Genomic DNA, 15,264 nt, shown 5'->3' on the forward strand with positions numbered 1-15,264 from the left:
GTATGACCGACTACTTCGAAGTCCACGAGCGCGATGGGGCCGCGCGCGTGGGTGAACTCCGCCTGGAGTCGCCGGTGACGACCCCCGCGCTCGTCGACGACGTCCTCGAGGATGCGGGGTCGCTCTGGAGCGCCGATCGGGATCTTCCCGACGGCGACGAATCGAAACTCACCGTCTTGCCCCACCGGGCGTTTCCCGGCGGTACTGCCGAAGAAGTTCAGGAGTCCTTCGCGGTCGAGTATCCCGACGTGGCGTATCCAAGCGTCGCCGTCGTCTCGAGCGAGACCGCAGCCGATCACGGAACGGACGCCTACGCCGTCTCCGACGTCCAGTCCGTGATGGGCCACGGCGCGGCGCTTGTCGAGGCCGTCGTGACCGTTCGCGAGGCGATCCCCGCCGATACCGCGCTTCTCTTTTCCGGCGTCGCCACGCCGCGTAACGTGGCCCTGCTGGCCTACGCCGGCGTCGATCTCGTCGACGAAACCGCGGCCGTCGTGAAAGGCACCGAGGGCCGATACCTGACGACCGACGAGGCGTACTTCCTCGAAGACCTCGAGGAACTCCCCTGCTCGTGTTCGGCCTGTCAGCAACCGCGCGAGGAGTTCACCCGGGAGGACTGCGTCGAGCACAACCGAAACGCCCTGCGGGCGGAACTGGGGATCGTCCGCCGTCGCATCCGCGACGGCCGCCTGCGGGACTACGTCGAGGGACAGGCCCGCCACGACCAGTGGCTCACGGCTGCCATGCGCGAACTCGACGACCAGTGGGGCTATCTCGAGGAACGCACGCCAATCCTGCGGGACGCCCAGATCAACGCCGCGACGGAAGATACCCTCCGCCGGGTCGAAATCCAGCGCTTTGCCGACCGCGTCACGACGCGGTACCGCAACCGGTTCAAGAACCCGCTCGTGCTCGTCCCCTGTTCGGCGACCAAGCCCTACAGCGAATCCCAGAGCCACCGCCAGTTCCACGACGCCATCCAGTGGCGCGGCCATCTCGTTTCGATGACGAGTCCCATCGGCGTCGTGCCACAGGAACTCGAGACGACCTATCCGGCCCAACACTACGACACCGTGGTCACGGGCCGGTGGTCCGAAGACGAGAAAGAGTTCGTCAGCGAAGTCCTGCGTCGGTACCTCGAGCGCAACGAGTATCCGGCGATCATCGCCCACGTCCCCGACGAGGGCTACCGCGACATCGTCGAGCGCGTCGAGAAGCGACTCGAACTCGACGTGACCTACACCGTCCCCGAGGGCGGTCACCCCACCGACGATGAGTCCATTTCGAACCTCTCCGAGGCGCTGTCGGGCGAGTTGAAGTACTCCAAGCGCGAGCGCGAGCACAACACCGTCCGTGCCATCGCGGACTACCTGCTCGGTGACGGTGCCGGGGACGCCCTCTTCGAGGAGATCAAAACGACGAGTCGCTACCCCAAGATTCAGGTCCGGGACGACGAGGACACCCAGCTCGCGACGATGGTTCCCCAGTACGGCACCCTCTCGTTTACGCTCGCGGGCGCACGCCGATGGGTCGAAAGCGACGCGCCCGTCAAGCGCGTCGAGATCGACGGCTTCGTCCCCCACGGGAGCGTGCTCGCGCCCGGCATCGTCGACGCGGACGAGGACATTCGGGTCGGCGACGAGGTAGTCGTCGAGGGACCGAAGGCCTTCGGCGTCGGCCGCGCCGAGATGTTCGGCCGTGAGATGGCAGAGAGCACGCGGGGGATCGCTTGCGAGATCCGCCACGTCGAAGAGAAGTAACCGCTATTCTCCCGGACACTCCTTGAGCAAGTGCTCGTGGTAGGTCGCTGCAGGCACCTGTTCGCCACAGCATTCGCACTCGCGGCGTTCGTGACGGTCTCGATCCGCGGTCCCGGTCACGGTTTCCGTTCGGCCTCGAGTTTCCTTGGCGTTTCGAAACCTTCCATCGGAAAGCGTACGACTTCGCTTCGGGTGCTGGAGACGGACGGGAACGTCGTGTTCGCCGCGCTCTCTCGTCCCACCGTGGGCCGATCGAACGTCGACGGTGACACCATCTCCAGCTCGGTATACCCAGCCTGCGAATTTCATATCGCGCTATACACTATATGAGCGCTCCTCGAGATCACGATCCAACCCGGTGGTCTGGTATCGATTCAACTGTTTGCAACGCTCGAGACGCTGTATCGCCGGATTCTGACCGGTTCGGGTTCGGAACAGACTGTCAAACCATATATTTGTTATATATACGCACACGTCGTAGGATAACCTGGTGATTCAGGTGAACACACCCACACTCAACGACGGATCGTACGGCGACTCCATTTCGGGCGGATGGCGGATGCTCGCTATCGCGGGTGCGGTCGTCGGACTGATCGGCCTTCTCGCGGTCGCGTTCCCGGTTGTGACGGGACTATCGCTGACGATCGGGCTCGGCGCGTTGCTCGTACTGAGCGGCGTCGTTCACGGCGCTCACGCTGTTACCACGCGCGGGTGGAGCGGCTCCCTCTGGCAGTTCGCGCTCGCCGTCGTCTCGGTGATCGGCGGCATCGTCCTGCTCGCAAACCCCGTCCTCGGCCTCGTGACCCTCACGCTCGTGCTGGTCGCGTACCTGTTGGTCGACGGCGTCGCTGAACTGTGGATGGCGATGCGCATGGCCGACCGACCCGGCCGCGCCTCCATCGCCGTCAGCGGCGTCGTCTCGTTCGTCCTTGCCGGACTGCTCTGGGCCGGATTCCCCGCCGACGCGGCCTGGGCGTTCGGACTCCTCGTGGGTGTCAGTCTCTTCATGACCGGCCTCTCGATGAGCGTCGTGGCGATTTCGGGACGGAACGCGGACGAATCGACGCCGCCCGCGGCCGAGCCGCGCGGCGCGTAGATCCTTTTTGAGCGAACCGCTGTCCGTTCACTCGAGCCGTTCGAACACTGTTGTCCTCGACGGAACCGTGACGAACGGTTATTCTGCGTGCATCACTGAACGCCGATGTGAACCTCTCCATCGTCGATCTCGCGCCCGTACCGGACGGCGGGAACGCAACCGAGGCGTACGACAACACGCTCGAACTCGCACGGCGAGCCGACGAACTCGGCTACTCCCGGTTCTGGGTCGCCGAACACCACGGGATGGCCGACGCGATCGCGAGCACGACTCCGGAGGTGCTGATCGCCCGTCTCGCGGCCGAAACCGACGACATTCGGGTCGGTTCCGGTACCGTCTTGCTCAACCACTACCGGCCGTTCAAGGTCGCGGAAACGTTCGCATCCCTCGACGCGCTGGCCCCGGGACGGATCGATCTCGGCCTCGGTCGAGCAACGGGGATTCCGGCCGCCGACCGGGCGCTTGGAACCGACCGAAAGAAACGCGACCCCGACGCGGACCACGCCGAGAAGATCGAAGCGACAGTGTCCCACCTCTACGACGGGTTTTCGGCCGACCACCCCTACGCAGATCTCCAGTTGCCGCGCTCGGCCGACGGCGCTCCGGAACCGTGGGTTCTCGGCTCGAGCCCCTCGAGCGCGGCGATCGCCGGTGAACTCGGTCTGCGGTACTGTTTCGCCGCGTTCATCAGACCCGAACTGGCAGAGACCGCCTTCGAGGCCTACCGCGAGGCGTTCAGTCCTTCGCCGCTCGGAGCGGGACCGGACGAACCCGAGGGGATGCTCGCGGTCAACGTCGCCTGTGCCGAAACCGATCGCGAGGCGGCCCGGTTGCGCGCGAGCGCCGAGGCGTCCTATCAGCGCATGCGACGCGGGGTCGTCGGTTCGATCCCGGCGGTCGAGGACGCGATCGACGAACTCGGCGGCGTTCCGGAGCCGACACCGACCCCGCTCGCGGACCGCGAGTGGCCCCGGTCGATCTCCGGACGCCCGTCGACGGTGCGGACGCTACTCGAAGAGCTGACGGAGCGGGTCGGCGTCGATGACGTCATCGTCCAGAACCTCATCGCCGACCACGACGACGTGCTGCGCTCGCACGAACTCCTGGCCGACGGCGTCGGGATTTAACGCGATCGTCGGCCGATCACTCCCCGAGGACGGAGTCGAAGAACTTCCGCTCGGCGGTCCGCAGGTGCTGGTTGAAGGTCGCAGGCGCGATGCCGAGGCGCTCGGCGATCTCCTCGCCGGTACTCTCGCGGGGCCAGTCGAAATACCCCGCGAAGTACGCCGTCTCGAGGGCGGCACGCTGTTTGTCGGTGAGTCGTTCCTCGAGAACCGACGAGGTCCCGGCGTCCGACCGGTCGCTGCGTTCGGTCGTCCGCTGTGCGAGGTACGCGACGTCGTCGCGTTGGTTCTGGATGAGTTCGATCATCTGGCGGGTGTCACGTCCCCGCGGGAGTTCGACGACGAACCGGAACTCGCCGTCGGTAATCCGTGCCGACTCGACGCGACCGCCGTGGGTGGCGATCGTCTCGAACAGCGAGACGGCGACCGGAGCGACGAGTTCGAACTCGAATTCGTCGCGTCTGACCGCGAGGAATCGCACGTCGCTGATCCCGTCCGTTTCCGCGACGGCGTCGCTGAACGCGTCCTGTGAGACGTTCTGTGCGGACCCGTATGCGAGCAACGTTTCGTCGCCACGAACCAGTTGTTCGATCGCGATCGTACAGGACTCGGTTGCCGACAGTTCGACTAGCGGCTTGGCCAGCTCCTCGACCCGAAACTCGAGTTCGATGACCGTGTCGCTGACCAGCGCGTCCCGTCGTTCGATCGCCGTGATCGCGTGAGCGACGACGTCGCCGATCCGGGCGAGAATGGTCGTTTCCGGCTCCGTGAACGCCCGCGATGACGACGAATAGACGTTCAAAACGCCGTAGACGAGGTCCTCGTGGACGATCGGGATCGCTGCGGAGGACCGGTAGCCCCGTGCTTGGGCTTCCTCACGCCAGGGTTCGAACTGGGGATCAGTGTGGACGTCGTTCATTACCTGGACCGAGCCGGTTCGGATCGCCGTTCCTGCTGGCCCCCGTCCCGTCTCGTCGTCTTCGTCGGCACTGATCTGGACCTCCTCGAGATAGCCCTCCTCGACTCCGGCCGCCGCCTTCGGGACGATGCGGTCGCTGCCCGGGTTGACCTCGCCGATCCAGGCGAATCGGTAGGCGTCGGATTCGACGAGTCGATCACAGACTTCCTGTTCGAGTTCCTCGCGGGCTTCGGTCGTAATGACCGAGTGGGTGATGTCGTTGCCGATACGATTGAGTCGATTGAGCGCCTCTAACTGTTCCCGCTGGCGTCTGCGTTCGCGTTCCTGCCGTGCCCGTTCGATCGCGTGGTGGATCGTCCGTACCAGCAACTCGCTCGTTACCTCGTCTTTGACGAGGAAGTCCTGTGCGCCCCGCTGGATCGCCTGCACGCCGACCTGTTGATCTCGGACGCCGGTCAGCACGACGATCGGCGTCTCGTCGCTTGCCTCGTAAACCGCCTCGAGCGTCTCGAGTCCCTCGCTGTCGGGCAGGTTCAAGTCGAGCAACACCACGTCGGTCGTGGAGCTCCCGAGTTTTTCGAGTCCGCCCTCGAGTCGGGTTTCGCGGGTAATATCCGGCGTGTGTCCCGCCGCCTCATCGGGGCTAATTCGCTGGACGAGTTCCTCGGTATCCCGAAGCATCTCCTCGATCAGTCGAGCGTCACCGGGATTGTCCTCGATCAACAGGATCCGGAGCGTCTCGTCGATGTCGGCTTCCGGGTCCCGTTGGTCGACGGCGCTGTTCTCGCTGCGTTCGGTTCGTCGCTGCTCGGATTCAGTCGTCGTGTCGCTCATGATCGTTCGACCTCCGGTGGCAACCGTACGACCGAGAACCAGAACTTCTCGAACGCACGAACGGTTTCGATGAACTCGTCCGGATCGACTGGCTTCGTGAGATAGGCGTTTGCGTGCAGTTCGTAGGACCGCACGACGTCCTCTTCGGCTCTCGAACTCGTCAGAACGATCACCGGGATCGATCGGAGCTCCGAATCCTCTTTGAGTTCCTCGAGCACTTCCTCGCCGTCCGTCCGCGGAAGATTGAGATCGAGCAGGATGAGATCCGGCCGCGGCGCGTCCGCGTACTCGCCGCGCCTGTAGAGGAACTCGAGGGCTTCGGTGCCATCGGAGACGACGTAGAGGTCGTTCTCGATCCGGCCCTGCTTGAACGCTTCCTCCGTTAGTCGGACATCACCGGGGTTGTCCTCGACTAACAGGATCTGTGCTGGGTCGGGTCGGGTTGCTCCTGAGTCATTCATTGCTGTGACAGTCCGTTCGTCGGGCGAACCCGTATTCGGACTCGGATTCGGATACCGCTTCGGATTCGGTCGCTGACCGCGTTGGCAGCGCAACCGAAAACGTCGATCCCACACCGGGCTGGGAATCGACCCGGATCTCGCCGTCGTGGCGTTCGACGATCCGCTGACAGAGCGCGAGTCCGATGCCGGTACCGTCGTACTCGCCGATACTGTGCAGGCGGTCGAACACCTGGAAGATGCGATCCGTATCGTCGGGGTCGATTCCGATCCCCTGATCACGAACCGAGATCACCCACTCTCGATCGTCCTTCTCCGCGAACACGGATATACGTGGGGCCTGCTCGCCCGAATACGTGATCGCGTTGTCCACGAGGTTCTGAAACAGTTGGCGTAACTGACCGGGGTCGCCGTAAACGCGTGGCAGCGAGTCGACCTCGAGTTCGGTGTCGGTCTCGTGGATGCGCATCTCGAGGTCGGCGCGGACGTCCGCGAGCACGTCCTCGAGATCGACGACCCGGAACGGGTTCCCCTTCGTATCGATCCGGGAGTACGCGAGCAAGCCGTCGATCATATCGCGCATCCGCTCTGCGCCGTTGACGGCGAACGCGATGAATTCCGCTGCGTCCTCGTCGAGTTCCGTCGCGTACCGGCGTTCGAGCAGAGTGAGATAGCTCGAGATCATCCGCAACGGTTCCTGCAGGTCGTGGGACGCCGCGTAGGCGAACTGCTCCAGTCGCTCGTTCGATTCCGCCAGATCCGTCACGAGTTGCTCGAGTCGACGCTGGGTGGCTTTTCGATCGGTGATGTCCCGACCGATCCCGGTCACGACGGGGGACCCGGACGGGTCCTCGAGCGCGGCAGCGGCGAACTCGTAGGGGATCGATTCGCCCGTTTTCGTCGTCACCGTCGCCTCGACGCGTGCCTGCCCGGTTTCGAACACCTCGGCGATCGCCTCCTCGATCGCCGCCCGATCCTCCCCGTCGAAGAACTCGAGCGCGCTCATGCCGTCGACTTCGTCGTCGGTATACCCCGTCACCGAACAGAGGGCCTCGTTCCAGCGCTGGAGGCTGCCCTCGTCGTCGAGGACGTAAAACACGTCGTCGATCGCGTCCAGAATGTCGTCGGTGTAGGCCGTCACCCGTTCGAGACGCGACTCGCGCTCGCGGAGTTGGCGTTCGCGCGCGTTCCGTTCGGTTACGTCCTGAACCATGATCATGCCCGCGAAGACGGAGCCGTGATTGTCCGCGATCGGGAGGGTGTACGCGAGCCACTCGCGGCCGTGTAACTGGAACTCGAAGGTCCGTTGTTCACCGTCGAGGGCCGCCCGGAAGTTCGATTCGAACGCCTCGAGCGTCTCCCCGTCGTACCGTTCCTGAACGGTTCGACCGACGAACTCGTCGGCCGAGATGTCGAGTTCGTCGAGGATCTGGCCGTCTGCGAGCGTATAGCGGAGGTCGTCGTCGAACAGTGCGACGATCCCGTTCGGGAAGTGTTCGGCCAGCGTCCGGTATCGTCGCTCGCTTTCCTCGAGTTCGCGCTGGCGATGTCGGCGCTCGAGTTCGTAACTCACCCACTGGGTTGCGAGCTCGACGAACGACTGCTCGGCGGCGGTAAACTCCGCCTCGCGGGACGAGCGGCTGCCGAAACAGAGCGTCCCGTACAGGTCGTCGTCGACGAACACGCTGCCGCCGAGATAGCAGTCGAGTTCCCACCGCCGGTAGGTATCGCTCCCGATCGGGCCCGCTACCGGGTCGTCGGTGAACCCCAGAAGCCCATCGGCTCGGATCGTCCGCTGGCAGTACGTGTCCGACAGCGACGCGCTCGTTCCCGGCCGGAGTTGCTCGTCATCGCCGATCGAGTGTGTCACCTCGAAGCGATCCCTGCGCTCGTCGGTTCTGGCCAGAAACCCGACGTCGAGACCGAGACGTTCGCGGCCGAGTTCGAGTAGTTCGTCGATCTTCTCGTCGAACGTGCGGTCGCTATCGGCGGTGATTTCGTACAGCCGGTGGAGCGTCCGGTTGGTTTCGCGGAGTTCCCGTTTCATCCGCTTTCTCTCGGTAACGTCCCGGAAGTAGACCGACAGACCCGTCTCGGAGGGGTACGCGTTGACCTCGAACCACGTCGAAAGCGGCGGAAAGTACGCTTCGAACGTCGTCGGCTCCTGGGTCGCCATCGCCTGCCGGTACTCCCGCTCGAACCGGGAGTCGACGGCGGCCGGGAACACCTCCCAGATGTTTTCACCGACCAGCCCGTCGCCTTCGGGATCGATCAACTCCCGTGCACGGTCGTTGACGTAGGTGACGTTCCACTCCGCATCGAGGCCGAAGACCCCGTCCGTGATCCGATCGAACAGCGACTCGAGTTCGTTCTCGAGGCGGCGCTGTTCCGTGACGTCCTCGAGTACGTATATTGCTCCGTCGAACGCACCCGCGTCGTACAGCGGCGCACAGTGTGTCGACAGCCACACTCGTGACCCGTCGGGATGGTCGATCCCGACGATTTCGCCGAAGACCGGTTCGCCGGTCCGCTGAACCCTGGAAAACGGCAGTTCGTCGGCCGACAGCGGGTCGCCGTGGACGTCCACCAGGTTCCATCGATCGTCGGCGTGATCGTAGTGTCTGAGTTCCGCCAGCGGGCGACCGAGGAGTTCCTCGGCACGATCGTTCGCGAAGACGTTCATGCCGTCAGCGCCGATGAACGTGATCCCGACCGGACTCGTCTCGACGATCCGGTTTTTGAGCATCGTTTCCGCTTCGAGCCGGCGCGTTACCCGTTCGGTTTCGATCGCCGACCCGAGCACGTTCGCGACGCTCCGGACGAAAGCAACCTCGGGTTCGGTAAACTCTCGGCAGTCGGTCGCGTGGACGCCGAGTATCCCCCACGGATCTTCCGACGCTCCGATGACGACGCCGACCCCGCTCGTGACGCCGCAGTCGCGGAATAGCTCCGGCATCGGAACACGGTCCTCGGCGGGATAGTCGTCGACGATCACCGGTTCGGCGGTGGCGAGCGTCTCCCCCACATGGGAGTCCCGCGGTATCGTCCGCGAGCCGACGACCCCGGACTGCCAGCCGACGCCTGCACTGAGCAGCAGGTCCTCCGATTCGGGAAGCGTCTCGAAGACCGTACAGTACTGTGCTCCCAGCGTTTCCCGGACGGCAGCGGTCGCATCGTCCAGCAACTGCTCGAGGTCGTCGGCCTCGAGTGCCTGCCGGCCGAGGGTGGCGACGACCTCCTGCTGGCGGACGGATGAGCACCGCTGGTCCGGTGACCGATCGGAGGATGCCATGAGTCGAGTGCTGTTTACAAGCCGACTGAGAAGGTTAAGTGTAGTGCTCGAAACTCCGTTTCGACACAACTTCAGGCCTGATTGACGGTAATTCCGTCAGAGCCGTTCAGCCTCTCGAGCGGTGGCTGCCGCCCCACCGGATCCGGACGGTGAACCGGGCTGTAGCCCGCTACGTGCCGTCATCGAGGCCGACGACTCGATCGGTTCGGCCCCGAGGTTCCCGTCGCCCCGAGCAGGGAGTTCCGCAAGGTCCGGTCGATTCTTGGGGTCTCGACGCGCTTACTCCGTCGTCCCCGACTCGGATCGTACCCGGCGTCCGACCACGATAGCAGTTCGGTGCGTGAAATACAGCTCGCCGTCCTCTGAAAACGGGCGCGTCCCGCTCAGGTCGTGTTTCGCGTCCGCTTCGATCAGTTTTCGAACCGTATCGGCACGCGGTTCCGGCGTTTGTGCGAGGTCGAGCCACTGCGCTACGTTCTGGACGACGGTTCCGGAACGCACGTCCGTGATCTCTATTCCTTGCTCGGTGACCAGTGCGAGCAGCTCACTCCGTTGCAGCGCACGGACGTGGGACGGGTCCCGAAGTCGCTCGAAACGGTTTTGGTACGACGCCCGCTCGGGAAATTCGCTCACGACGATGTCGGCGACGGCGACCGTCCCACCTGTGCGACAGACCCTCGCCATCTCCCGAAGGACCAGCGACGGGTTTTCGAGGTGGTGAAACGCGAGACGACAGACAACGATGTCGAAACTGGCGGTTGCAAAGGGGAGGTTCCCGGCATCCGCCTGCCCGAAGTGGATATTCGCACTACTGCGCTGTTGGTTCCGTTCCGTGGCGATCTCGAGCGGGGCTCTCGTGATGTCGACGCCAACGACTTCGTCACAGACCGCCGCAAACCCGAACGCGACGTGTCCGGGTCCCGTCGCAACGTCGAGGACACGCGCTTTGGAGGACGGCTCGGTTGCGCGGATCAGCCGCCCGATTTTCTCCGGATCCGAGAGGACCGAACGTTCCGCGTAGTCACTCGCCTGTTTCGTAAACGCTTCGCGGACAGTGCGTTCGTGATCCGCCGGGTCGGGCATTACTGGTCCCTTCTACCCGGTCACATATGGTTTTTGAAGGGATGCCGCCGACGCGCCGGCGTCCCAGAGTGGCCGTGTTTCGAAGGGTGCTGATTACTAGATAGTCATCGAATTGGGGAGCCATTTCGTATCGCGACATGTGATTTATTTCTCGTGATGTCGCCGAACGACGACTGTGAGAGAGGGGAGACTGGGTCGTCGTGCGTGCAGGTACGCTCGAGACGGTTCCTCCGTCGATCCGGACGGCAGTGTCGATACCGGAGATCGGTGCAGTATCGGGACTTCGACCTATCCAACGGCCACTCGAGGAGCGCGCTCTCGAAGATGAAAGTGCCCCGCTCGATGTGGCGCGACCGAGGCCGAGTGAACCGGCACTTCGCTTCGGTGTATCCGAGTGTCGGTCATGCAGTCTCCCGCCGAACGGTCATGAAATTCAAGCGGTCGCGACTGCGGATATTTTCGGCGAGGACCGGTGTGGTCCGGCAGGGATAACCTGCGCACGGCTTCGGCTCTGGAGACACCAACGGGCCAACCCGGGAACAGCCATAGAAGAACCCTGCGAGGATACTCGAGAGGATGCTCGAGATCGATGTTCACTACCGGCTACCTTCAGATACCATCGACCACCCGCAGTCATTTACCCAACACTCACGAGGGGACCCTCGTCGTTATCCGGCCGGACATATCCACAGTTGCGGTACTCGCGATAGCGTGTGGACCGTCCCCCTCCTCTTGGTGGAGAAACGGCGTTCGTTCACTGGAGTCTCTTCGTCCCCGGTACCGCGATACATAAATTGTATACCACGATATAGAATGGTCGGAGTCCAGGTGGCTACGGATTCTGCGTTTGGTTTTACCAAACCACTAACTAAGCAATACTTCTTGTAGGGTCATCCGACCATCTGCTTGGTATCGGTATTTCAGAGAATTGTCCTCTGATACAGTCTACACCGCCGAGCGAATCATAAATTAGTAGCTCGTAACATTTCAATTTAGTAAAATCTCAATCTATTATATTAGGGAAAAGAAATAACAGTGTGTAAGATGAGGGCATAGTTGGAGTTAACTTATGACAAGGAATGACGGAAACGAATCAAGGAGATCGCTAACAACCAATCGCCGTAGTTTCGTTGCGGCAGCTGCATCCGTAGTTGGGGGAATCGGATTAACCAACTCCGCAATCGCTGGAACCCCATCTAGTCGAGTTCCAGAAACCGTTCCACCAGAATTGGCTCGAAAAGCAGCTGCACAAAAGCTCAAGCAAGTGGGAGGCGTTGGCAAATTTTCCGCCTGGAGTAACAGTACTCTTGACTCGCCGACTGCGTTCTACATGCGTGCTCCCGAAGACTCTTCTGAGAAGTACATTCGGAGTGCTTACGTTTTCCCAGTTCTCCAAAACGGCAGCGAGGTAGGGTACATTACAGCAGGAGCACACCGATCGATGGAACCAATCCTCGAGTACAGTACTGAGGCATCACCCATCAAAAAGACATCAAAAGTAGCACAACAAACTAACTCCACAACTGGACGCCGAATATACGAAGGTGGGGTCTCATATGGAATGGAACTTACAGATAACAAAGTGGTAGAGCCACACACTGCAAAGACCTATCACCTCGGTACTGGTTCACCAAACGAGCTAGCATTCTCTTCCGTTCGGTCAGAGGAACGTTGGGAAGCTGCTCGAAGCGAGAACTACGGAGCAGAAAAGGAATACTCAACCGATGATGTATCAATTATGGATGACAGCGTATCTGACGTTCCCTGCTGGACGACAAATGACGATTTAGACGGTGGCGATGCTGATGAAACAGAAATCGGGTATGGCGACGATGAATGGGACGACTGGGATGGTTGTACACCAATCGCAGCCTCGATGATCATTGGATACTACGAGGGAGTTTCCGAATACGAGGGAGACACACGAGAAGCCATTATCGATCGGCTTCACATCAAGATGGAAACCAACGCAAGTGGAGGAACAGCACCATTTGTACTGGATCTTGATGGGGATGTTAGTTCTGCATCAGATCTGATTCGAGATCCTATGTCTGAAGGAATCGAAGACTACACTGAGGGAAGCCACACCTACGATGCCTTCCAGCATGTAAATCCAGGAATCGAATTCGTCCTTGAGGAAATCGAGAACAACGATCGACCATACATGCTCAATATGTCGGGCGGGGGTCGAGCAAACGATTACCCAAGTGATAAATCGGAATATGGCAACCATTCGGTCACAGTCGTCGGATACCAAAACGACGGAACCGATATCGCATCCGAACTCGAGATCCACGACACATGGAATTCCAATAGTCATGTCCTCAGCTACGCAAACTGGTTTGCACACTCCTGTATAACAGTCGAAACGTAGTAAATTGGCTTACGATTTAATTATTCCTCGCCACCTTTTATACCAATCCACTACACCAGACAGATCACGTTCACCCTTCTTGGAGTGCGAAAATAATGTTCTCAGATCCATCGTAAATAATATGTAATGGCGACTGCTCAATCTGAACGTTTTCCCACTCAAATGTCTCACTGACCCCAGTATCAATTTCAACACTAACAGAGTAGCTACTGCCAGCTGGAAGTCGTTCTGTTTTTGTCGGGGAATCATCTCCAACAGCAGGAACCTCCATGACCTCTGAGATCATTGTTTCATCGCTGCTTAACGTTGTTACATCAACTGAGATCTGATGTGATGTTTCAGTCTTATTATGAACAATGATGCTTGCTGATCCAGACTCTTGGCCCTGCATTTGACAACCAGCAAATATCGAAGTAGCGAAAATCATTCCTGTTGCCAGGAACTGACGGCGAGAAATCCGTATAGTACTCGCGAAATTTCCCTCGTCCATTACCTAATATGAATATTGGTATGTATTGGCTTAAAAATACTGGCAAGAGGGCGTATCGAACTACGATGAATTTATACACGCTGCCGAAGTAGACAATGCCGAACGAGATATAAATAAGCGGATCCCCGCCTCTGTGAATCCAAGAGGACTGTTTTATCTACAATTTCGCCGTTTCCGTCCCAATCTCCGTAATGGGTTTCGGCATCCCCTTTCCGAGGAACGCCTCGAGTTCGTCCAGGTCCATCGTCCCCTCCTGTTCTCTACATTCGATCTCTCCGATTTTCACACCGATTTGGCAACACCAACTCGTGAATTTTCCAGTTTTATCTGTAGGGTTATAAGAATGCGAAGGGAAAGAGGAGCGGCAGTAGCCGGCAGACGTGGGCCACATCCCGATGTACTTCCGGCTGGGGCACAAACGAGACGTATGAGCGACGCTGACGGCGTCCGCGTCTGGCTCGTCGAGCGAACGTATTCCGACGACGAGCAGAATCTCATCATCCTCACGTATGCAACACCGGACGGCAAGCGATACTTCCGCAAGGAGCGAGCACTCACCTCGTTTACCGGTCCGGAACGGACGACGCCAGCCGCTATCGACGCCGACCCCGACAATCTGGGGAGCGTCGACGACCCGGCTCGACGAGAGCAGTACGCTGCCGAAGCCAGCCGTATGGCCGACCGTCACGATCCCACAGACCCCATCTGAGCCAAAGCGTGAGGACGGCTCCGCTCACGGTACCGGCCCAAGTCATGGCCGTCCGATTCGGGGCGTCTCGAGACGTCCGCTCCGGCCCACGAACTCGGTGTCGCTCGCTGGGCCGGCGAATACGGGCAGTATACTAATAGTGCCGGTCGGTGCTGCGTTTCCTATGCCTGCTCTATCGTCCGTTTCGTTCGACGACGAGATCCAGCGCAGGGTGTACGAGTACGTCGAGCGAAACGGGGCCGTCACGCGTCCCGAACTGATTCGCTCGGTCCGACTGGAGTCCGAATCGACACAGTCCAAACCCGCACGTTCGGGAACGTACACACACGAGGTACCGCCGTCGCCGGACGAACTCCGTTCGTGTGTCGAGACGCTACGGGACCGCGGGTATCTGGTCGAATCGAACGGCAAACTCCGTATCGCCCTACCGGGAGCTCCGAGCGAACACGACCTCGAGCCGGGACGGGTCACGATCCGTCCGGCACGGGAAGCCGACCGGACCGGTATCGTCGAGACGATGCGGGCAGTCGCCGCAAACGGGAGTTACGTCGTCGCGGCCAACCTCGCCGAACGGCTCGAACGGGAGTCAGCGCTCGTCCGCGTCGACGGCGACCGCTCGCGGATCTGCTTTGCCGCCGTCCTCGAGCCAGCAGCCGACGACTCCGGTTCCGACCGCCCGGAGCGAGATGTCGTCGGGTGGCTCCACCTCGAAGCTCCCGGGTTTCCGTCCCGTTCCCATGTCGCCGCGGTGACCGTCGGCGTCGATCCCGAACAGCGCCGTGTCGGAATCGGGTCGCGGTTGCTCGAGTACGGACTCGAGTGGGCCGACGACGCCGGCTATCGGAAGCTCTATCAGGGCGTTCCCGCGACGAACGACGGCGCGATCGAGTTTCTGGAGGAAAACGGCTGGCGACGCGAAGGAGAGCGCGAGGAACACTACTGCATCGACGACGAGTTCGTCGACGAGGTGCTGTTGGCGATCTGGCCGTCGGAACGGTAGTCGTGACGGCTCGAATAGGGAATCAACGTCCGTTCAGTACATTACCCTTGTGGCCTATTGTCACGAGGTAAACTATCAATCACTATCATTTGGCCGGAATGTTGAAACGACCGACAGCGGACACC

12 protein-coding genes are annotated in these 15,264 nt (G+C 61.1%); 6 read left to right on the plus strand and 6 right to left on the minus strand.

Annotated features, from left to right (window positions below):
• The first annotated feature begins 2 nt into the window (after positions 1-2).
• From arcS to TX80_RS08440, 3 genes are all read left to right on the plus strand, one after another.
• Complete coding sequence (gene arcS, locus TX80_RS08430; RefSeq protein ID WP_049922664.1) at positions 3-1,760, plus strand: archaeosine synthase subunit alpha; 1,758 nt, start codon at positions 3-5, stop codon at positions 1,758-1,760.
• Between the two features lie 493 nt (positions 1,761-2,253).
• Complete coding sequence (locus TX80_RS08435; RefSeq protein WP_394324880.1) at positions 2,254-2,856, plus strand: HdeD family acid-resistance protein; 603 nt, start codon at positions 2,254-2,256, stop codon at positions 2,854-2,856.
• Positions 2,857-2,963: 107 nt separating this feature from the next.
• Positions 2,964-3,983: an LLM class flavin-dependent oxidoreductase gene (locus tag TX80_RS08440; protein ID WP_049922666.1), complete on the plus strand. Its 1,020-nt coding sequence runs from the start codon at positions 2,964-2,966 to the stop codon at positions 3,981-3,983.
• A gap of 16 nt (positions 3,984-3,999) precedes the next feature.
• Here the strand turns inward: TX80_RS08440 and TX80_RS08445 are convergent, their stop codons facing one another.
• The 4 genes from TX80_RS08445 to TX80_RS08460 form a co-directional block, all read right to left on the minus strand.
• Complete coding sequence (locus TX80_RS08445) at positions 4,000-5,733, minus strand: bacterio-opsin activator domain-containing protein (protein ID WP_049922667.1); 1,734 nt, start codon at positions 5,731-5,733, stop codon at positions 4,000-4,002.
• Positions 5,730-6,194 carry a response regulator gene (locus tag TX80_RS08450; protein ID WP_049922668.1) on the minus strand — a complete coding sequence of 155 codons (465 nt, stop codon included), beginning with the start codon at positions 6,192-6,194 and terminating at the stop codon, positions 5,730-5,732. The genes TX80_RS08445 and TX80_RS08450 overlap by 4 nt, the downstream gene beginning before the upstream one ends.
• Positions 6,187-9,483, minus strand: a complete 3,297-nt coding sequence (locus tag TX80_RS08455; protein WP_049922669.1) for a PAS domain-containing protein — start codon at positions 9,481-9,483, stop codon at positions 6,187-6,189. Before TX80_RS08455 ends, TX80_RS08450 begins: the two co-directional genes overlap by 8 nt.
• Positions 9,484-9,762: 279 nt before the next feature.
• A complete protein-coding gene (locus tag TX80_RS08460; protein ID WP_049922670.1) occupies positions 9,763-10,566 on the minus strand; it encodes a class I SAM-dependent methyltransferase in 804 nt (267 codons plus the stop codon).
• 1,069 nt (positions 10,567-11,635) lie between these two features.
• Here TX80_RS08460 and TX80_RS18965 point away from each other — a divergent pair.
• On the plus strand, positions 11,636-12,940 hold the full coding sequence (locus TX80_RS18965; RefSeq protein WP_230198697.1) for a hypothetical protein: 1,305 nt from the start codon (positions 11,636-11,638) through the stop codon (positions 12,938-12,940).
• A gap of 70 nt (positions 12,941-13,010) precedes the next feature.
• Here TX80_RS18965 and TX80_RS18970 read toward each other — a convergent pair whose 3' ends face one another.
• Both TX80_RS18970 and TX80_RS19965 read right to left on the minus strand, forming a co-directional pair.
• The gene (locus TX80_RS18970) at positions 13,011-13,331 is read right to left on the minus strand and encodes a hypothetical protein (protein WP_154658611.1); all 321 of its coding nucleotides are present in this window, start codon (positions 13,329-13,331) and stop codon (positions 13,011-13,013) included.
• Between the two features lie 256 nt (positions 13,332-13,587).
• Complete coding sequence (locus TX80_RS19965; RefSeq protein ID WP_268258137.1) at positions 13,588-13,716, minus strand: hypothetical protein; 129 nt, start codon at positions 13,714-13,716, stop codon at positions 13,588-13,590.
• A 141-nt stretch (positions 13,717-13,857) separates the two neighbouring features.
• On the opposite strand from TX80_RS19965, the gene TX80_RS08470 reads away from it, so the two are divergent.
• Complete coding sequence (locus tag TX80_RS08470; protein WP_049922672.1) at positions 13,858-14,139, plus strand: hypothetical protein; 282 nt, start codon at positions 13,858-13,860, stop codon at positions 14,137-14,139.
• 163 nt (positions 14,140-14,302) lie between these two features.
• The gene (locus TX80_RS08475) at positions 14,303-15,139 is read left to right on the plus strand and encodes a GNAT family N-acetyltransferase (RefSeq protein WP_049922673.1); all 837 of its coding nucleotides are present in this window, start codon (positions 14,303-14,305) and stop codon (positions 15,137-15,139) included.
• Positions 15,140-15,264: the final 125 nt, after the last annotated feature.

Source organism: Halopiger djelfimassiliensis (assembly GCF_000455365.1).
Classification (GTDB): Archaea; Halobacteriota; Halobacteria; order Halobacteriales; family Natrialbaceae; genus Halopiger_B; species Halopiger_B djelfimassiliensis.